This is a genomic window from Spirosoma agri (genome assembly GCF_010747415.1).
Lineage (GTDB): Bacteria > Bacteroidota > Bacteroidia > Cytophagales > Spirosomataceae > Spirosoma > Spirosoma agri.
The window spans coordinates 1,479,862-1,500,127 of record NZ_JAAGNZ010000002.1; the positions used below are offsets into that span (position 1 = coordinate 1,479,862).

A 20,266-nucleotide genomic window follows, 5' to 3' on the forward strand; every position below is an offset into this window, starting at 1 on the left:
ATACATGACCCATAGGTTATGTTTTTTAGACTTGTTTTCCAGCCTATGGTTACATAATCGCCTGGGCATTTTTCGTGCCAAATGAAACTACCTGCCCGATTAGCCGTTATCGACTAACTGAGCAGGTAGCCCTGCATTTGGCACGAAACGTATGGCTAGAGCCAGTCCCAGAAGTGGATTGGCCGCATGCCCTCACCCTCTCCTTTTTTCCGTTGTAGTATACGGGGACGACGGAATCGCAGGACCATCAGGCCCATCATCAGCTTTTTAATGGGTAATTCGGTATTCTGCTGTTCCAGATCGGCAGTTGGCAATGCCGTGGGTGTCTTCGCCGACGTAGCCATCGCAATGAGTTGCTGTGTGTCGGATGGTACTTTGGTCAGTGCGGTGTTGGGACGGGGTCCCCAGGTTGGGTCCGCAAATTCGGCATCGACCAGTTCAACGGTCGGCGCGTCCTTAATTTTCTTCGGCAGCGCCAGTGGTTTGTGCCAGCTTGGTAACGGTTTGATCAGTTGTTCGATCGTGGATGTCCGGAGCAGGAGCGCATATTGGCGGGGGTTACTCAGCAACTCTTTGTAGGCCAGAATACGGAACAGGTAGTGGCTTGTTTCGCGGTGCAGGCGTAGCTTGTAGTAGTTAGAATGGCCCTGCTGCTCCATTTTGTGCTGGATGTGCGTGATACCTCCATTATAGGCAGCCGCAACGAGCGTCCAGGAACCCAACTGACCATATAACTGGTGCAGGTAACGACAAACGGCAACGGTCGCTTTTTCGAGATCATAACGTTCATCGACCTTCTTCGTTACCGTCAGGCCCAGTTCGCGGGCGGTTTCGGGCATCAACTGCCAGTAGCCGGATGCTCCTTTGTAGGATACGCTGTTATTGTCCAGGGCGCTTTCGGCCAGGGGCATGAATCGAAAATCGCGTGGAATTTTGTACTTCCGAAGAATTGGATCAATGATCGGAAAAAAGGTCGAAGCCCGGTTGCGAAGGTCGAACAGAAATGCTTCCTGGGCACCGTAGGTACGCAACGTCTGAAGCCATCGGCGCGATACGCGTTGCTCGTGAACCGGGACTTCTTCACCGCAAAAATAGATAGGAAAAACTCGTCTGGATGAGTCGACAACGAGTAATGCGGGATTGTTCAGGCCGTTGGACGATGAAAGTGACCGGCTTGTATCGGCTACCCAACTGGGGGGAGCGACTGCTGGTTTCATGGCGGCCATGAGCAGTGAAAAACTTACTTCTTTAATCAAGATAACGTTGTTTGTTGTGACACAATAAGACGAAAAAACCCGTACCGAAGTAGCGGGCTCGTCCTGGATTAATACACGAATGTAGCTGATAGTCTGGTATATACCAAACAGATGATCTAAGAATTATCCAACGGTCTGGCTAAAAGTTGGATTTTACTTTTCCAGAAGGCCCGCTACAAGGGTGAGCTTGCCGTAATCGTACCGGCCACCAAAATGGTCGAAAACTGGCTTTAAACGACCCTCTTCCAGGCCAATCGTCTTGATCGCCCGTTCGATCTCCCGTCGTTCGTCAGGGCTGATCAGCGATGCCAGATCAATGTCATAACCAGCCTTTGCCAGTTGCACTAGATGACCCGCAATGGAGCCCGTAGTAAGTTTTCGATCGGCGGCAATCTCATCAATTGTCATGCCATTTGTAAACATCTCGAGCGTCATTAACTGGGTCGATCCTTTGGGCTTTTCGCCGGCCTGAACCCGTCCCCGAACGTGACCGATAATTTCGTTGAGGAAGCGCTTGCCGAACAGTTGAAGTTTACGCTCACCTACCCCGCTAACGTTCCGTAACGCATCGGGTGTGGTTGGCCGTAGCCGGGCCATATCCTCCAGCGTGGTATCGGTAAAAATAACGTACGGCGGAACGTTCTGCTCGTCGGCCAATTGTTTGCGCAGGGTACGCAGCCGTTCGAAAAGCTCGTCGCGGGTCGCTTCGGTTTTCGCGCGTGTTTTCTCGACGATGGGCTTCGGCGCATCATCGGGCCGGACGAGGTCGATCCGGCGGTTGTGGTAAAGGACCTGATCGGCCAGAATTCCCCGACGAAGTGCATAGTGCTGGTCGTAGCCAACCTCAATGACGCCAATGTTGATAAGCTGATGCAGGTAATTGCGCCAGTCTTCAAAACGCAGATCGCGACCCGCGCCGTAGGTTTTGACCTGATCGTAGCCACCCTGCAAGACCTGCTGGCTTCGGGAGCCGCGCAGAATGTCGATCAGCAGGTTCATCGGAACACGTTCCCCCGTACGAACGATGGCCGACAGCGCTTTCTGAGCGAGAACAGTGCCATCGAACGTGATACGAGGATCGCGGCAGACATCGCAGTTACCGCAGGGTTCGGGCAATTCTTCCGAGAAGTAGGAGAGGAGAATCTGACGGCGACAGGTATGCGCATCGGCATATTGCTGCATCCGTTCCAGCTTGGCCAGTTGCAGACCCAGATTGGCCGGGCTGTTTTCGGACAGCATATCCTTGTAGGTCGCCACATCAGCGAAACTATAGAAAAGCACCGTCTGCGCAGCCGCCCCATCCCGACCAGCCCGACCGATCTCCTGATAAAAGCCCTCGATATTTTTGGGCATGTTGTAATGAATCACCCACCGGACATTCGATTTATCGATTCCCATGCCGAAGGCAATCGTTGCGCACATGATCCGTACATCATCGCGCAGGAAGGCCTCCTGCGTACGTGACCGGTCGGCGGGGTCCATACCCGCATGGTAGAAAGCCGCGTTGAACCCTTTTTCCTGCAACTTAGCCGCCAGTGATTCGGTCGATTTTCGACTCAGGCAGTAAATAATGCCGGATGTGTCGGGCTTTTGCTGTAGTAATTTGACGATTTGCTGAATGCGGTTCTGACCGGGCAATACCTGTAGGCTCAGATTCGTGCGGTTAAAAGAAGACACAAAAATGGCCGGGTCGTTCATGTTGAGCCGCTGGGCAATATCCTGCCGGGTCAGCTTATCGGCGGTGGCCGTCAGTGCAATGGTTGGTATTGCCGGAAAGCGATCCTTCAGAATATTCAACTGCGTGTATTCGGGCCGGAAGTCATGCCCCCACGACGAAATGCAATGGGCTTCATCAATGGCAAACAGAGAGACGTTGATGCGGGTCAAAAAGCTCAGAAATGAGTCGGTCAGGAGCTTCTCGGGTGACACGTACAGCAAACGGAGTTTACCGCTGAGGGCATCTTCTTCAATATCACGCTGCTCACGACCATGCTGGGAACTGTTGATGTAGGCCGCCGGAATACCGTTCATGTGCAGTGCCCCCACCTGATCTTTCATGAGCGCGATCAGCGGAGAAACGACGATGGTGATACCGGGGAGCATCAGCGCCGGGATTTGAAAGCAAACCGATTTGCCGCCCCCCGTTGGCATCAGAACAACCGTATCACGCCCGCTCAGTATCGACTCGATAATAGCCTCCTGCATGGGCCGGAAGCGATCGTAGCCGTAATAACGTTTGAGGTAATCAGCGGGATTCTGGGAACGAATCGGAGCTTCACTGGTCATTGGATGATGTCTATACGTAGTACGTCGGGTAAACTGACGTTTGATTGTGACGACAAAGCCTTGTTGTCCAAGAGATAACGGGCTTTCGTCTATCTGTCAAATTTAAGCAAATTTTAAGTCGTTTACGTCACCGAAATGGTGATTTTATGCCCATCTTTCCGTCGCAATACCCTTAATTTACTGATTTTTTACTTCTTAAAAACGTACCATTATGAAAAAGACAGTGGCAATACTAAGCCTGTTTGTGAGTCTGTTAGTAGCCTACAACGGAACAGCGCAGGACGATACTAAGCCCGGTAAAGCGAAGGCAAAGAAAGAACAGAATGACGCTGATAAGAGCGCTAAAAAAGCAGCGAAGGCTGAGACGAAAGCGGCCAAAGAAGCCACGATGACTGATGACGAAAAGGCGGCCAAAAAAGTAGCAAAGGCTGAAAAGAAAGCCGCCGATAACTCAGGTCTCAAGGACGATAAAATGAGTAAGCCGTCGATGAAGGATGATAAAATGGCGAAGGCGGTGCCGAAAGAGGAGAAAGCGACGCCCGCCGATTATAAATCGCCTGTTGACAAGACAACCAAAGGACCCGGTGGAGCAACGGTCTATACGGGTCCGCGTGGAGGCAAGTATTACATCAATAAGAAAGGCAACAAGACGTATTTGGGCGGAACAAAAGACTGATCGCTGTCGGCCCGAACCGGATCAGGAAGCGAGGGTTTACGCCGTCTCATGCAACAGTGAGATGACGCAAACCCCCGCTCTTTTTAATGACTAGTGTTCTTTCTACCAAAGGACAGGCCAAGCTCCTGTTTGGCCTACCCTTTACCACTGATGAGTTGGCAGTAGCCTGCAAGTGCCGGTAAAGCTTGTCTTACCAACGCAGTGAAGGGTAAGGTCGACGTAGTACAGTGGCTACTATTCGCTCGCAGGCATTGCCGTGGGTTTTGCAGAGAATGATTTCGGCGTCAAACAAGGGTTTTTATTTCGGAGGACTAGTAATGATCGGCACGAGAAAAAGAACGAAAGTCGCCGGTCAATAGCTAAAATAGGTAAATATGCTCTTTTGCAGTGTAATATCCCTCCGCATCTTTACCACTTTGTACCATCATCAATTCCTCTATCTGCACGGGTTATGACGAAAAGATACAGTTTGATCAATCAGCAAGTGTGATTGTCAGACTAACGATTAAACCGCCCAACGATTTTGCCTACTTAATAGTCCAGCTCGACACATGTTAACGAAAACGGAAATTGGAGAATCAACTACGCAACAGCAATCTGCAATTACGATTGATGCTTTTGAGGAACTCTACACTCGGTATGTAGGGAAAGTGTATAAAAAATGTTTTTCGATGACCAAAGACGACAAAACGGCTGAGGACTATACGCAGGATATTTTTCTGAAAGTCTTTGACAAGATGGAGTCGTTCCAGAATCGGTCTACCTTTTCTACGTGGCTCTACGCGATTTCGCATAACTACTGTCTGGATCAGCTTCGGATCGGTAAGCGATTCAGTACGGAATCTTTATCGGGTGAACTGATCAACTCATTATCGGAACAGGATTCCCTTGTGCTGCAGGAACACCGTTTACTAGAACTGGAGCAGCTGTTGAATAACCTGCCTGATCAGGAAGCTTATTTTCTGCGACTCCGATACGAGGAAGGTCTATCCATCAAAGAGATTGCACGCGTACACCATCTCACCGAAAGCTCCGTAAAAATGCGGCTGAAACGCACGCGTGATAAGCTGTACAAACGGTTTGCCAAACCTGATCCGGTTTTATGGTAGTGCCTCCGTTTGGCTGTTTACGGATCGATGTTTATGGGCGAACAGCACGCAGCCGCCCATCAAGCGAATCCTAAACGGATTCAGGGCTTACAACCAATCCGTATAGGAGAGTTGTAAGCCCTGAGCTGGTCTTGGTGGGAACGTACCCTTATCGAGTTGCCATTGTCTCCTCAACATACGGTGGGTGCAGGGGCGATTCTGCGATTCGGCTAAGCAGGATGTTCGTTAAGGCTTCCTGTCCTGATTTCCAGCGACGGATGACGTTGACTCGCCGAACAAGCTCCGGATCTCGCGGTTGATTTTCCCGTTCGTAATATTCCGGCATGAGCGCCGTCATTTGACTTACCAGTTCACCAATAGTACCTGTCAGGATCAATTCCGGTTCCGATTGGGCGAGCTGGATCAGAGCCCGAACGATGGACGCGGTATAAAAGGCACAATCGATATCCTGATGGCGAACGGGTACACCATCGTGAAGGCGCTGGAGTTTGACGCCACCATCTTCCAGCATCGCCGATGCGGGTGTTGCGTCTTCGGGTTGCGGAAATACGGCGTCTACTTTCCGTTTGAACGAATGCCACCAGGGCGGAATCCCCGACGGATTCAGTGTATCACAAAAAATAATGCGCTGGGGTTTGTCGGGCTGCATTGGATGCATGATCAGCAATGCCGCACCAAGATGCCGATCATCGGCCGCATGACGCCGTTGAATGACGAAGCAATGGGGGATGAAGGCATCTTCGCCCTGAATATGCTCTGTAATCTTTTTAACGACCCGCATCGAATCCTCCATGTATCCTTCTGTGATAACATGAATGGGCAATGAAGCGGGTGTCCCCGCCTGGCGACGGAGTTGCCGGGCCAGCAGAGTCAATGCGGTCTCATCAGAACGCCGGGTGCCAAAATACACACCAATGTCTTCCCGCCACTGGTCAGGATCAACATCGGCGAACCTGATCATATCAGCATGGGGGCCCTGTCTGCTGATCGAGCAATAGCGAAACGAAACTTCCCGGTGTTCACGCTGGGCTGCCAGGTTATAGATGCGCTGCTCAAATTTTGAGAACAGCGGTTCATACGCATCGCACTGGAAGTAGACTTCGCTAACGGGACGAAGCAAATGGCGGGCTATGTCGGGCTGTTCGAGCAACTGCTCCAGTGCGTCTTCGGTATGCTTGAAAAAGCTACGCAATGCGCCGTGCTCAATAAACTCATCCAGCGTGTGGTCATCACCGCTGTGGTCTGATGGTACTGTTGCCGCCCTGTGGTCTACCCATTCATGGAGAAAGTGTTTGACGGCGTTATCAAAAGCCAGGTTGGCAGAAACTGCCTGATCTTTGGCACACCCTGGCTGGCCAAAGTTACTACTCACTATCGAATCGCCATGGCTGAGCGGGACCCGAATTATTTCTTCCATAGACCTAACTAGAATGATAGTATATACCACACAAGGCTACCCCCGATAAGGCAGCCGAAAAAAAAGATTTTGAACGTTTATGGGTGTCGAAAAAAGCACGTTGAGACGTGCCCACTTATGAAGATTGCTGAAAAAGCGAACCGTTTCAGATCAATGTCCTATAGAGCCACAAATTACTCATTTTGTCAGCAAAAAACGAAAGGAATTGCCCGTGAAATGAAAAAAAACTTGCCGCTGGTATGGTATTGCTCAATCTTACCAAATAAACACTAGAAATCGCAAAATAGATCGCCATCCTGAAAAAAAACAGTACGATTTTGAGACAGGAATAACCAGAAAGTAGGTGTCCGGATAGCCGTGTAATCCTTGCCGTAACGCGGGTAGAAACCCGCGCAATAAAGTAAGGCTAAGGCAGCCCGAAAACAAAAACAGCCCGCAATAGCGGGCTGTTTGGGAAATAGACGGTATTCTACCAAGGGACGGTTACATGCCCTGCGTAGAAAACTGCACCTTGTCGATCGCAAATAGGGGCTTCTGTTTAGCCTCAGGATTTACGAAAATGAGGTATAATTTATGCACACCCTGAACCGGCTGCTTGAAGGGAATACTAACCGGACCGTTTGTGCCGAACTTGACATTTGTTTCGCCCAGAAGCGTGCCTGTGGGCGAGTCAAGCCGGGCTTCCAGCTTGCCACCGACCACCTGATCGTTCGAGGCAAAAACGGTTGGCGTAAGACCCTGAATTCCGGATAGATCGATGTCGTTGAAGGCCAGAAAACTACCCGATTGCATACCGATAGCGGCTGGTCCCATTGTTGGGATGTCATACTCGAAAATATTCTGTTTCACGTCGGCAGAAACAGCCTTAACGAGTGGTGAACGCAAGGCCATCGAAGTCGAACCTGTGATGGGTCCAATGTTGCCGTTGCCCCGGTCGGTGTAGCTGGCGGTCAAGACATACGAGCCGTCTTTTTTCTGCTGGGCCGGTACGTAATCGCCCGCCAGCGGTTGCCGGTTTACGGGTTTCTCGTTGGCCAGCGACAGAATATAACGAACCATATCGGTTGCTTCGCTTTCTTTCAGTTGCGGGTGGGCGCTCATCGCCTGTTCGCCCCAGACGCCACCACCACCGCTGATGACCTTCCGGGCCAGTTTACCCTCGACCTGAAAACCACCTTTGTACTTTTTCGCCACATCGATATACGCAGGTCCGATTGACTTCTTATCGACCGAATGGCAGGCTTTGCAGTCGCTCAGTTCGATCAGACGCTTGCCGGTCGCAAAACCAGTATTGGCCTGGTGTCCCTGCGCCAGCATCGTTTTGTCAAACCCTTCGAGGTAGTCGATGGTCATGGTTACGTCATCGGGGCTGATGCCTTTCTGTAACGTGCCATCTTCCTTATCCATAACCTTCACCGCGTATTTAACGGGTTTGTTGGGGAAGTAGAACGTTTTGTTACCAGCAACGGCCACCTCAACTTTTGGCTCATCGTTCCCAACTTTAACGTCCATCGATTTTGTCGCCGAATTTCCGGCAACATCCGTCACTTTCAGCGTAGCCGTATAAAGGCCCGGCTTGGTGAAGGTAACGCTCGGATTGGCGGTCGTTTGTTTTGGCATACCGTTACCAAACGTCCACTCGTATTTAAGCGCGTCGTTGTCGTAATCCATCGAGCCCTTCGAATCGAATTTGACCGTCAACGGGGCCGAACCGACCATCTTGTTCGCGCTGGCCATGGCAACGGGTTTACGATTACCTGCATTATACGTGATGCGCGACAGGCGGGCGTCTGAGTTGGCGGCAAACCACTGCTGACCGTACTCGAGCGTGTAGAGCGACCCATCGTTGGCAAACTGCATATCGATCACGTGCGAGAATTTCGTGTTGGGCATGAACGTTTCCATCTGCACGAAATCGCCGTTCTCCTTCATCGTAACCGGGTGAATCCAGTCGCGCATCCAGTCGTAGGCGAAGAATTTGCCATCGTAGGCGCGGGGAAACTTAACGGATGATTCCGCATAGTCGTCGAAGTAGTAGACGGGACCGCCCATCGCATTACGGCCACCTTTGCCAACAATGTCACCAAACTCCGGTGACTCGGCGTAGGGGTAGTAGATAAACGCTTTTTGCGCGGGTGGTAATTCGGTCAGACCCGTGTTGTGGGGCGAATCGTTAATGGGCTTCTGTGGATCAAAAAGTGGCCCCGTTGTGCTGTCGGCAAACGAACGAGCGTGGTACGGACGGTTATCGGCTACGAACAAAGGCCAGCCGAAATAGCCTGCCTTCCGTGCCTGATTGATTTCGTCGTGGCCGCGCGGACCGTATTTCTCGCTGTTGTTACCCGCGTCCGGACCAACTTCACCCCAGTACAGGAATCCTGTCCGCTGATCGACCGAAATCCGGTAGGGGTTACGGTTGCCCATCACGTAAATTTCAGGACGCGCTTTCGGGTTGCCTTTTGGGAACAGGTTTCCTTCGGGAATCGTGTACGTTCCGTCTGCTTCGGGGTGAATACGCATAATTTTTCCCCGCAGATCGTTCGTGTTGCTCGATGTCAAACGGGCATCCCAACCGCCACGGTTTTTGCGCTCGTCAATCGGCGCAAAACCATCGGAGTTGAACGGATTCGTATCGTCACCCGCCGACAAATACAGGTTGCCTTTGCGATCCCACGCAATCGAACCGCCTGTATGGCAGCAACCATCGCGTTTCACCGGAATGGTCAACAGCACTTTCTCGGTGTTGAGCAGCAGCGTATCCTTCACATCGTCATACACGAAACGGGAAAGGTGCTGGGCTGTGTCGGCAACGGAATTGCCCGTTACCGGCGAATAGTAGGCGTATACCCATTTGTTCTGTTTGAAGTTCGGATCGATGTTCAAACCCATCAGGCCGTATTCAAACTTGGTAAATACCGGGAAGTTCGCAACGACCTTAACGGTGTTCTTCTTCGGGTCCCACAGTTTCAATGCGCCTTTCCGTTCGGCAAACAGCACTTTGCCATTGTCAAGCACAGCCAGTTCGGTTGGTTCGTCGAGATTGGCGGTCAACACCTGCCGTTCAAAGCGGTTTTCTTCGGGATACGGCTGGGTCTTGGCCTGACTGAATTTTAGACTGGTCGCCATCACTGATTTGAGGCCGCCCAAGATGTGCTGCAAAAACAGATCGTCGGTATACGACTCATCGGTGTGGCCACCGCCCGTGTAGAACGATTTGCCGCCGTCGAAATCGCGGTGCCAGATGAACGGATGATTGTCGCCGTTTTTGCCTCCTTCGTAGGTTTTCTCATCGAGCTTACCCAGTACTTTCAGCTCTGGAACAATGCTCTTGTAGCTGTACCACTCGTCCCACCGTTTCCAGCGGTCGGGCAGCATTTTGGTTGCCGGGTGATTCTTGTCGACAATCTCGATTTCGGCGTTTTGCTGTTTGGGGTGATTCAGGAAGTAAGCACCCACCAGCTGATTGTACCACGGCCAGTCGTATTCGGTATCGGCAGCCGCGTGAATGCCCATGAAGCCACCACCGGCCTGAATGTATCGCTCAAAAGCTGCCTGTTGCGACTCGTCAAGCACGTTTCCCGTGGTGCTGAGCCAGATGACAGCACTGTATTTTTTCAGGTTCGCTTCGGTAAACTTGCTGGCGTCCTCGGTCGTGTCAACGGCAAACCCGTTTTCCTGACCAAGTTTCATGATGGCTTTCTTACCCGCCGGGATCGATGCGTGTCGGTAGCCTTTTGTTTTCGAAAAAACCAGTACGCGGTTCAGTGCAACGGGTGCCTGCGCCGAAACGGTGGCTGGTTTGGTGGCTGTGTTGCGCTTGGCTGTTGTCTGGGCAAAACCGGGCACAGAAGCAGCCAGCACGCCCGCCAGCAGCAGTGCGCGGGAGGGGAGCCGGAAGTTTTTCATAGAGATTGGGGATTATGCAGAATTATTGGGGTAAAAGCATGAAAAGAAATCGAGCGTTAACTTATTCGGTTATTCGATTGTCTTTTAGTAAGAAGCAAAAGTAACGAAAAACATGACATCGTACTAGTAGCTTCCCCCTGAAATAATCGCATAAATGCCCATTAATCTACTTTTTTAAAGACGGCGACTGATTTGCCTTTCTGTCGGAAAATCAGCTTCCCATCGCCGACCCGATAAGCCAGCGGTTGTGACAGTAGATTCAGGAAGTTGGCTTCCGTCGTATTGACCGGATCGGCGCACGCCATTCTGGTGGTAATGAGTGGGCCAAACCGGATTAGCCGGCTGTCAGCCTGGACCGTTCCACTCAACCGATTGCAACCCGTTGTACCTGTCACGCGCCCTTCGGTGAGCGAAATTTCCAGCCGGGGCACGTCGGTGTTCTGACCGCTGGTTGTGATGGGTTGGCCCTGTAAGTCAGTGAGCACCCAGATGTCCTGTAACAAAGCGACCTGGCGGAGTGATACGCCACACCCTACATACGTTTTGTTGCGAAAGTTGACTTCAACGCGGTAATCGAAGCGCTGCCGGGACAATTTGTTCACGCAACTGTCGGGGGTAAACAGGGCGTTGAAACGCTCTGACCCCACCACAATGTCGAGACGGAACGAACCATCGGAATCCGGTTGGCGCTCGGGACTGACCGCACTGAGACTATCGCCGGTCATCGATTTGAACCGCAGTGTTCCCTTCGACGGATTGACGACCAGCGACCACGCCGGATCATTACCCACCGCCATCAGATCATCACCCGCTTTCAGGTTGGCCGTGTAGTCCGCAATCTCGGGTTGGTCGGCAGGCGTGAGCATCGCCTGCAACTGCTTCGATGGGCGTCGGCAGGCTGAGAAAAGAAGCAGAATGCTAAATAAAATGAGTCGCATGGTACGCTAAGTACGTTTGCTCTAACAAGTCACCGCCCCCCAAAATCGTTCGATCAATCCAGGAAAAAATGAGATAACTTCGACTGGATTCACAGGCATTATATTCCTGTTAGAACAAACGATAAACAAGCCATAATGCTGTTGGCCTACAGGAGTTGCTCTTTATCCGTTTATACTGTCTGCCGACGCTTTTAGAAATGTTTTTTTTACCCTCCTCGCCTGGAATGGGTGGTCCGCCGTTGCGGGAGGGGTTGGGGTGAGTGGGTTGCCAATTACCCTAATCGATTCGCTTTCCACTGGCTTTTCTTTATAACCGCCGTTCCGGTCGTGACTGGCTGGGTTGGGTTGGTTTTCCCGCTTTCGAGCAGATAAGCCGCCAGAACGACCGCCAGCTCGGTTTCCGTCGCGTCCAGTGCCGGTGTTAGTTTCTCCGGAGAAAAATACTTGCTCACAAAACCCGTGTCGAACTGACCGGACCGAAACGCTTCGTGCTCCATCACAAACCGCCCGAACGACAGGGTCGTCTGAACACCCGAAATCTGGTATTCGTCGATGGCCCGGATCATCTTTTGAATGGCTTCGTCGCGCGTGTCGCCGTAGGTGATTAGTTTGGCAATCATCGGATCGTAATAAATCGGGATCGCCATGCCCTGCTCGAAACCGTCGTCTACCCGAACGCCATTGCCCTGCGGTCGTACGTACGTGTCGAGCGTGCCCACGTCGGGTAGAAAATTGTTCGCCGGATCTTCGGCATAGACGCGCACCTCCACCGCGTGACCTTTGATCTGTAACTCATCCTGACGAATCGCCAGCGGTTTGCCTTCGGCGATGTAAATCATCTGCTTCACCAGATCGACACCCGTGATGAGTTCCGTGACGGGATGCTCGACCTGAAGCCGCGTGTTCATTTCCAGAAAGTAGAAATCGAGATTATCGTTGACGATAAATTCGACCGTTCCGGCTCCGTAGTAGCCACAGGCGCGGGCCACATCGACAGCCGCCTTCCCCATTGCTTCGCGAATTTCAGGCGTCAGAATGGCCGATGGGGCTTCTTCCACGACCTTCTGGTGACGACGCTGAACCGAACACTCACGTTCGAATAAGTGAATGATGGTGCCGTGTTGATCGCCCAGTACCTGAATTTCGACGTGTCGGGGCGAGGTTACGTACTTCTCGATAAAGACCGACCCGTCGCCAAACGCCGACAGGGCTTCACTCACCGCCCGGTCCATCTGTTCATCAAAATCGGCTTCACTGTCGACCACGCGCATGCCTTTACCACCCCCGCCCGCGCTGGCTTTGATGAGGATTGGATAGCCAATGGTTGCGGAGATCGCTTTCGCTTCGTCGCGTCCTTGGACGGACCCATCGATGGCGGAGGGCGTTCCCGGAACCATTGGAATATTGTAGTGTGCAACAGCCGCTTTGGCCGCCAGCTTACTGCCCATGACCTCAATGCTTTCCGGCGAAGGACCAATAAAAATTAGGCCTGCCTCGCGGATCATTCGGGAAAAATTCGCATTTTCGGAGAGAAATCCGTAGCCGGGGTGAATCGCGTCGACATGCAGTTGCCGACATACCTCAATGATTGCGTCTGCTTTCAGATACGACTCCGAAGAAGGGGCGGGACCAACGCAGACGGCCTCGTCGGCATAGCGCACGTGCAGGGCATTCCTGTCGGCCTCTGAATAGATGGCTACCGTTTTAATGCCCATTTCGCGGGCCGTGCGCATGATTCGCAGAGCAATTTCGCCCCGGTTGGCGACTAGGATTTTACGGATTTCAGGCATAGTCAAGGAGAAATGACAGCCACTGGACATTGAACGCTGGACTACTCACGTTGTTCCACCGTCTGGCATCTACTGGCTAAGGTCTTGCCAAAGAAAAGCAATTGTTACTAAACGATTATAAAACTGAATTTTCGGGGATGAATTTGTACTCCCAAAAGTTAAGCGTATTTTTGCACTTACCGCGTAAAAAAGAAGGGATTAGCCCATTAAACTATAAAAAAAAGTGGATTTATTTGAGAAACTGCGCACCAATCTAGGCCCAATCGGCTCGCCATCCCGCGAGTTTAACGGCCACCATTATTTCGCGTTCCCAAAACTTGAAGGCGAACTTGGTCCTCATATGCGCTTCCAGGGTAAGGATATCCTCAACTGGAGCCTGAACAACTACCTGGGTCTGGCCAACCACCCCGAGGTTCGAAAGGCCGACGCAGACGCAACCGAGCAATGGGGATTGGCTTATCCGATGGGTGCCCGGATGATGTCAGGTAACAGCGACCTCCACGAACAGTTTGAGAAAGAGTTGGCTCAATTCGTTGGTAAAGAAGACTCGTTCCTCCTTAATTACGGGTATCAGGGTGTGATGTCGGCCATCGAAGCCGTTGTCGATCACCGCGACGTAATCGTCTACGATGCTGAATGTCATGCCTGTCTGATTGATGGTATCCGGCTCCATAAAGCAAAACTGGGCGAATACTACAAGTTTAATCACAACGACATGGCCAGCCTGGAGAAAAACCTCCAGCGGGCGACCAAAAAAGCGGCTGAAAAAGGCGGCAGCATTCTGGTCATTACCGAAGGCGTATTTGGTATGTCGGGTAAAGTGGGTAGCCTGGATAAGATCGTTGCGCTAAAAGAATCATATAATTTCCGGTTACTGGTCGACGACGCACACGGGTTTGGTACTATGGGTGAAACCGGTGCCGGCGTTGGTGAGATGCTCAATTGCCAGGATGGTATAGACCTTTACTTTTCGACGTTTGCCAAATCGATGGCGGCCATTGGGGCATTTATTGCCGGTGACCACGACATCATCATGTACCTCAAGTACAACATGCGGTCGCAGACGTACGCCAAAGCGTTGCCAATGCCTTACGTAGTTGGTGGCCTGAAGCGGCTCGACATGATCCGGAACTCGTCGGAATTCCGCGAGAAGTTGTGGACCAATGTGCGGGCCTTGCAAAGCGGATTGCGCGAGCGTGGCTTCAATATTGGTGATACGCAATCGCCAGTAACGCCTGTGCTGTTGCAGAACATGAAAGGTGGTATTCCGGAGATCACGGCTCTGATTCGTGACCTGCGCGAGAATCACGGTATCTTCTGCTCGATTGTCGTGTATCCGGTTGTGCCGAAAGAAATCATCATGCTGCGGATCATCCCGACGGCCGCTCATACGCTCGACGATGTACAGTACACGCTCGAAGCGTTCTCGGCGGTAGCGGAAAAGCTGGCAAGTGGCTTTTATCGCCAAAATCAGGATGGAATAGACCCAAAAACGCTCGAAGTATCGGCCGAAGCAGCCACTGAGTAGGGTTTTGCCTAAAAAGTTGCATTTTTTTGCTATTTTTTTGGCTAAGCTATTGCGCTGTATGCGAGAATGACTAAATTTCAGGCTAAAACCGCGTTTTTAGCGGAATTTGGGCATTTTTCACACTTTAACCCATACACATTGCTATGGCTCGCTTCGACGAAGTAAAGGATTTGGTTATGTCGCTGGAAGGTGACTTCGAGAAGTTCTACGAGAAGAATAACCAGGCTGCCGGTACCCGTGTTCGTAAAGGAATGCAGGACTTGAAGACGCTGGCGCAAGCCATTCGCTCGGAAGTTCAGGATACCAAAAATAAAGCAGAGAACGCTTAACCAACTGGTTCCTTCTAAAAACACAAAACTCCCTCGTCAGGCCCCGTTCCGACGAGGGAGTTTTGTGTCCACTGATTACTACCTAATTTTCTCCCGGTGCATGAGTGTCGCGATTCCGCGCGTCGTGACTTTTTTGGTCTGAACATCGCGAATCTCGCCCAAAATTTGTGCCGTATGTTTGGCCGGGTCAATCGACTGCACCGTAAACGTGGCTTCGTAATCCGTATCGACGAACATCGGGCGCAGAAACTCGAGTGTCTGGCTCAGGTAGACGGACCCATAGCCCGGAAACTCGGTTCCGAGCACCTTGGTGAAAATACTGGCTCCGAGCATACCATGAATAATGGGTCGTTTGAAAGGCGTCGTCGCGGCAAAGTCAGCGTCGAGGTGAAGCGGATTGTTATCGCCCGTGACGCGGGCAAAGTCAACTACATCGGCCTGCGAAAACCGGAAGGCATACTGATGAACGGCGTTCAGGCCAAATTCGGGAATCATAATGGAATGGGTACGGATGATGAATAAAGAAGCAAAAGTCGGCAAAGTTCGGAATGAACCGCTACATCATTCCGTATTTATCGGGCGTAATTCTCCCATTTTTCTCCCGTACCTTCGCGGTACTTATGCTTAAAAACCTGTTTTCGCTCGGCACGTCGCAGATGAAGCGCGTGTTTGGGTTAGACGTAATGCGGGCCATCGCAATTCTGGTCGTGGTCGATGCCCATGCCCGAGTGGCGCTGGGTGACTACTACAGTGGCGCGTTCTGGCACCAGCTCATTCCCGATGGGGTTGAGCTGTTCTTTGTATTGAGCGGCTTTCTGATCGGCGGTATTCTGATTCGGTCGTACGAAAAAAAAGGACGTTTTGATGGAAGTCTGCTGCTCAATTTCTGGACGCGCCGTTGGTTTCGCACCTTACCCAACTACTACCTGGTTCTTTGCGGACTGATCGCCCTGTCGCTGTTACGCGCCTGGCGGAGTGGGCTGCACCATACCCTGCCGGCCAAAGGTGTACTGATCAAATACTTCTTCTTTGTCCAGAACTTCGCCAGTTTCATCCCCGATTTTTTTCCGGAGACATGGAGTCTGGCCATCGAAGAATGGTCCTACATCACCCTGCCGCTGCTGTTGTGGCTTATGCACATGCTGTTGCCCGCCCGTTGGCCGCGCCAGCGAATTGTATTGGCAACGGTTCTCTTTATAATTATTGGTACCAATCTCTACCGGTTGATCACGGCATTGCAATACCCGATCTCGGCGGGCGAGCTGGGCTATCGCGGCATTGTGTTGGCCCGATTAGACGCCATTTCGTACGGTGTACTGGCGGCCTACGCCAAGCAGTATTTCCCGACTCAGTGGACTGACCCGAAACTCCGGCAGCGGTTGCTGATTATCGGCGTTATCGTAACGGTATTAGCAGCTTTCTCGGCCTCAATCTACATTTTGCGGTTCTATGTCGTGTCGGGTGTATATCCCGCTTACGTGTTCTACAAGCGAACCGTTTATTTTCCGTTCATTGGGCTGAGCATGGCCTTGGTTATGCCTTATATGGATGGATGGAAGGCAGCCACCGGAGTATGGGCTCGTTTCGGCATTGCGCGGGCCATTACGCACATCAGTCTGATCTCGTATTCGATGTATCTGCTCAACCTGACGCCCATTATGATTACTGTCATCGAGCACTTTCCAACGACATCACTGGCCGTTGGCTGGACAAAAGTGGCCATTTTCTGGGTACTGGTAGTGTTATTATCGACCCTGCTGTTCAAGTATTTTGAAAAGCCCGTCACCGAACTTCGGGATAAGGTATCGAAGAAAGAGCCTACGCTGCTGACGGAGCGAAAAGGTGAACGGGTGCCGGAGTGATTGAGTGAAAGAGTGATTGAGTGAATTACCGACTGCTCGAAGAAAACTAGTAATTCACTCTTTCACCCAATCACTCTTTCGCTCTTTTCAACTCGTATGATCGCTCACGATGATCCAGCGTTTCTTTACTTTGCGCCACAACAGCGTAAAATGACCGCCTTTGTCACCGATTTTAGGTCGGTTCAACTGCCACTGCCCAATGACATACGCAACGTTTGGGGAAGGAAAATCCATTTGCAGGATAACGAACTTGAGCGTTCCCATCGAATCTCGGGTCGGATAGCGCTTTTTGTAATTGCTCAGCGTTGCCGCGTACCCGTACGTAACACCCGCTTTGCTAACAAAGGTCAGCGAGTCGGAAGTCCAGTAGGGGCTCATGAATCGGTCAATGCGTCCGGCATTCCAGTCTTCGGTCTGGCGCTTAAGAATCAGCAGAATAGCCCGGCGATCGGTAGCCTGTTGACTAAAAACGGGTATTGATAGCAGAATAAGAAAACTGAAAAAGAAGAGTTGTTTCATCGTTGAGTACGTTTGCCTAGGAGAACCTTGAATGACCGGACCTTAATTTAAGCGTTATCGCTCCCGGTTTGTTTATTTTTGTCGAAGCCATTGCTGGCTCCGACTCCAGCAATCCAACGACACTCAGCGAACAAAACCCATTCCGAAAGTCATGAGACTACAAGACAAAGTTGCGATCATCACTGGGGCGGCCCGTGGTATTGGCCAAGGCGCTGCTGATCTATTCTGCCGCGAAGGCGCTACCGTTATCATCTGGGATTTGCTCGATGAGGGAGAGGCTACCGCTCAGTCGTTGCGCGACCAGGGCTACCGCGCCGAGTTTATGCAGGTGAGTACGACCGATGTGCCGAGCATCGAAGCGGCTGCCCGTGAGGTATTTGACCGGTACGGACGAATCGATATTCTGATCAATAATGCCGGAATTACCCGCGATAAAACGCTGCTGAAGATGTCGTTTGCTGATTGGCAGCAGGTCATTGACGTGAACCTGACGGGTGTGTTCAACTGCACAAAAGTTATTGCACCCTATATGGTCGATCAGCAATATGGCCGGATCATCTGCACCTCATCGATCAACGGTGTTCACGGGGCCTTTGGGCAAACCAACTACGCAGCGGCCAAAGCCGGTATCATCGGTATGGTACGGTCGTGGGCCAAAGAACTCGGTCCGAAGGGAATTACGGCCAATGCCGTGGCACCAGGCTACATTCGAACGCCCATGACGGATGCTGTGCCCGACGAGGTGAAAAAACAGGCTGTTTCGACCATTCCCGTTCGTCGTATTGGCGAACCGAAGGATATCGCCTACGCCTATCTGTATTTGGCCTCCGATGAAGCCTCGTTCGTGAATGGGCATGTGCTGTCCGTTAACGGTGGACAGGCGTTGTAGCCTGGACTTCCGGTCAGTATACTATTTGCGTATCTTTGCGTACGACTTTGGGTAAATACACATGGACCGGATCAAAAAATTTTATAACGAGTACAAACCGTACATCTTTTCGGATGGCTGGTACTACGTTTTTATCGTCGTTTTTATTCTCATTCTCTTTATCTTCTTTTCCTGAGTGGCCACATTATCGTCCGTTCTGGCCATCATCAACCCGCTGTCGGGAACAACGACGGCTGATCAAAAGGCGTTGTTGAGTGATGCTTTTCTGCGTAAGGCCGAATCACTGGGTTACGCCCCCGACGTTGTCATAACGACCCATCCGGGTCACGCTACGGAATTAGCCGATGCTGCCGTTCGACGGGGCGTCAGCCGGGTGCTGGCCATTGGGGGTGATGGCACCATCAACGAAACGGCGCAGGCTTTGCGTCGCTCATCAACGGCGCTGGGCATTGTACCCATCGGGTCAGGAAACGGACTCGCCCGTCACCTGGGCGTTCCACTCAATCCGCTGAAAGCCGTTGAGCGGGCGTTAACGGGACGTCCGGTTATCATCGATAGCGCCGAAATAAACGGGCATCCTTTTTTCTGTACGGCTGGACTGGGTTTCGAAGCGTACGTGGCTCATGCGTTTGCGCAGCAGCCCGTTCGGGGCTTACCTACCTACGTGCGAACGGCTTTTCGGGCGTTCTGGGCGTATAAGCCGGTTCGGTTCCTGATCGACGACAAGCAGAAAGAACTGTTTTCGCTGACATTCGCCAATGCCGGTCAGTTTGGTAACAACGCCTGGATGGCTCCCAAAGCCAATATTGCCGATGGGAAGCTGGAACAGTGTGAAATACGCCCGTTTCCGGCTCAGGCTGCGGGTATGCTCACGTGGCGGCTGTTCAACAAATCCCTCGATCAGTCTGCTTACTGGCGCGGGCAATCCGTTACCAAAGCGATTGTTCAGGCCGAAGGCCCGCTGCTTATCCATGCCGATGGTGAACCATTGACGCTGTCGGAGGGGAGAGCTGAAGTTCGGATTTTGCCGGGTAGTTTGTTAGTCTTGTTGTGAATGTCGTACGCAAGAATGCCGTTGTATTTTCTTTTGATTATATTTGATGATGCCCTTTTCTAAAGAGTATTACCAAACTTGGTTATTAAGTTTGGAAGCCAGGCAACTAGAGGTCATTGAAGTTGTGTTAAAGATCGAGGTAGAAGTTTATGAGATTCAAAAGCTTTTGCTGGAAGTGAAAGAACTGGATGAATACGATAATTTTATTTTTGGCAACTTGATTTTTATGGAGAATCGATTCAAGAATCGACTTCGTCAATACTATAATGAACTGGAAGGAATTGATTTAGACATTGCTCATTGCCAATTTATAATCAGCCGGTTTAACCGCAACAACGGAGATGACATCTGAAGAGAAAAAGTTATATGTAGAGGAATTAGCAAAGCGAGGTTACGAAAAAGCCACGCGCGTGGAAGGTCTTTTCGATGAGTTGGCGATCAAGTCTGCTAAACTGAAAGTCGAACTGAAAGGTCTCAAAAACGAACTTTCAGATAAACTGGCTGAAAAAAGTGCCTAAAATCAATTGTTGAGCCTGTTTTTATCCCTATCTACATAAATTAGCAGGGATTTTGCTTCAAAAGCTTACTCAAATCAGTGCAGTAACGAATTCATTGGCGCAACATAACGCTGAATGCCCGATATTTGCCCCTCCAAAACTTTACTGATGGCGGACGGGCAAACCCAACAGGGAGCCAACGTCCGGTGT

The 20,266-nt window shown here is 51.3% G+C and carries 17 protein-coding genes; 9 read left to right on the forward strand and 8 right to left on the reverse strand.

The genetic code is table 11. The features are described 5' to 3' along the window. Positions 1-155 precede the first annotated feature (155 nt). Together GK091_RS22705 and recQ are read right to left on the reverse strand one after the other, a co-directional pair. Entirely contained in the window at positions 156-1,226 is a 1,071-nt protein-coding gene (locus GK091_RS22705) for a lytic transglycosylase domain-containing protein (RefSeq protein WP_164043005.1), read from the reverse strand. Between the two features lie 183 nt (positions 1,227-1,409). Further along, a complete protein-coding gene (gene recQ / locus GK091_RS22710; RefSeq protein WP_164042303.1) occupies positions 1,410-3,542 on the reverse strand; it encodes a DNA helicase RecQ in 2,133 nt (710 codons plus the stop codon). 211 nt (positions 3,543-3,753) lie between these two features. Here recQ and GK091_RS22715 point away from each other — a divergent pair, with 211 nt between their 5' ends. Together GK091_RS22715 and GK091_RS22720 are read left to right on the forward strand one after the other, a co-directional pair. After that, positions 3,754-4,218, forward strand: a complete 465-nt coding sequence (locus GK091_RS22715) for a hypothetical protein (RefSeq protein WP_164042305.1) — start codon at positions 3,754-3,756, stop codon at positions 4,216-4,218. A gap of 551 nt (positions 4,219-4,769) precedes the next feature. Continuing rightward, positions 4,770-5,327, forward strand: a complete 558-nt coding sequence (locus tag GK091_RS22720; protein WP_164042307.1) for an RNA polymerase sigma factor — start codon at positions 4,770-4,772, stop codon at positions 5,325-5,327. Between the two features lie 148 nt (positions 5,328-5,475). Here GK091_RS22720 and GK091_RS22725 read toward each other — a convergent pair whose 3' ends face one another. The 4 genes from GK091_RS22725 to accC form a co-directional block, all read right to left on the reverse strand. Continuing rightward, the gene (locus tag GK091_RS22725) at positions 5,476-6,744 is read right to left on the reverse strand and encodes a hypothetical protein (RefSeq protein ID WP_212592993.1); all 1,269 of its coding nucleotides are present in this window, start codon (positions 6,742-6,744) and stop codon (positions 5,476-5,478) included. Positions 6,745-7,227: 483 nt separating this feature from the next. Next, positions 7,228-10,650: a ThuA domain-containing protein gene (locus GK091_RS22730; protein ID WP_164042309.1), complete on the reverse strand. Its 3,423-nt coding sequence runs from the start codon at positions 10,648-10,650 to the stop codon at positions 7,228-7,230. 161 nt (positions 10,651-10,811) lie between these two features. Next, entirely contained in the window at positions 10,812-11,588 is a 777-nt protein-coding gene (locus GK091_RS22735; RefSeq protein WP_164042311.1) for an META domain-containing protein, read from the reverse strand. Positions 11,589-11,860: 272 nt separating this feature from the next. Then, a complete protein-coding gene (accC, locus tag GK091_RS22740) occupies positions 11,861-13,378 on the reverse strand; it encodes an acetyl-CoA carboxylase biotin carboxylase subunit (protein WP_164042312.1) in 1,518 nt (505 codons plus the stop codon). Positions 13,379-13,601: 223 nt separating this feature from the next. Here accC and GK091_RS22745 point away from each other — a divergent pair, with 223 nt between their 5' ends. Beyond that, positions 13,602-14,906, forward strand: a complete 1,305-nt coding sequence (locus GK091_RS22745) for an aminotransferase class I/II-fold pyridoxal phosphate-dependent enzyme (protein ID WP_164042315.1) — start codon at positions 13,602-13,604, stop codon at positions 14,904-14,906. A gap of 143 nt (positions 14,907-15,049) precedes the next feature. Next, positions 15,050-15,235, forward strand: coding sequence for a histone H1 (locus tag GK091_RS22750; RefSeq protein WP_164042317.1), 186 nt, complete (start codon positions 15,050-15,052; stop codon positions 15,233-15,235). 78 nt (positions 15,236-15,313) lie between these two features. On the opposite strand, the gene GK091_RS22755 is transcribed toward GK091_RS22750, so the two are convergent. After that, positions 15,314-15,730: a MaoC family dehydratase gene (locus GK091_RS22755; RefSeq protein ID WP_164042319.1), complete on the reverse strand. Its 417-nt coding sequence runs from the start codon at positions 15,728-15,730 to the stop codon at positions 15,314-15,316. Positions 15,731-15,783: 53 nt separating this feature from the next. On the opposite strand from GK091_RS22755, the gene GK091_RS22760 reads away from it, so the two are divergent. Then, entirely contained in the window at positions 15,784-17,097 is a 1,314-nt protein-coding gene (locus GK091_RS22760; RefSeq protein WP_246202360.1) for an acyltransferase family protein, read from the forward strand. A gap of 87 nt (positions 17,098-17,184) precedes the next feature. Here GK091_RS22760 and GK091_RS22765 read toward each other — a convergent pair whose 3' ends face one another. After that, entirely contained in the window at positions 17,185-17,616 is a 432-nt protein-coding gene (locus GK091_RS22765) for a YybH family protein (RefSeq protein WP_164042322.1), read from the reverse strand. Positions 17,617-17,767: 151 nt separating this feature from the next. Between GK091_RS22765 and fabG the strand changes: the two genes are divergently transcribed. The 4 genes from fabG to GK091_RS22785 all read left to right on the forward strand — a co-directional run bounded on the left by fabG (position 17,768) and on the right by GK091_RS22785 (position 20,077). Next, the gene (gene fabG, locus GK091_RS22770; protein ID WP_164042323.1) at positions 17,768-18,505 is read left to right on the forward strand and encodes a 3-oxoacyl-ACP reductase FabG; all 738 of its coding nucleotides are present in this window, start codon (positions 17,768-17,770) and stop codon (positions 18,503-18,505) included. A gap of 175 nt (positions 18,506-18,680) precedes the next feature. Continuing rightward, positions 18,681-19,559 (forward strand): diacylglycerol/lipid kinase family protein, encoded by an 879-nt coding sequence (locus GK091_RS22775; RefSeq protein WP_164042325.1) that lies wholly within the window; start codon positions 18,681-18,683, stop codon positions 19,557-19,559. A gap of 46 nt (positions 19,560-19,605) precedes the next feature. Further along, the gene (locus tag GK091_RS22780; RefSeq protein ID WP_164042327.1) at positions 19,606-19,911 is read left to right on the forward strand and encodes a hypothetical protein; all 306 of its coding nucleotides are present in this window, start codon (positions 19,606-19,608) and stop codon (positions 19,909-19,911) included. Next, positions 19,901-20,077 (forward strand): hypothetical protein, encoded by a 177-nt coding sequence (locus GK091_RS22785; RefSeq protein ID WP_164042330.1) that lies wholly within the window; start codon positions 19,901-19,903, stop codon positions 20,075-20,077. Before GK091_RS22780 ends, GK091_RS22785 begins: the two co-directional genes overlap by 11 nt. Positions 20,078-20,266: the final 189 nt, after the last annotated feature.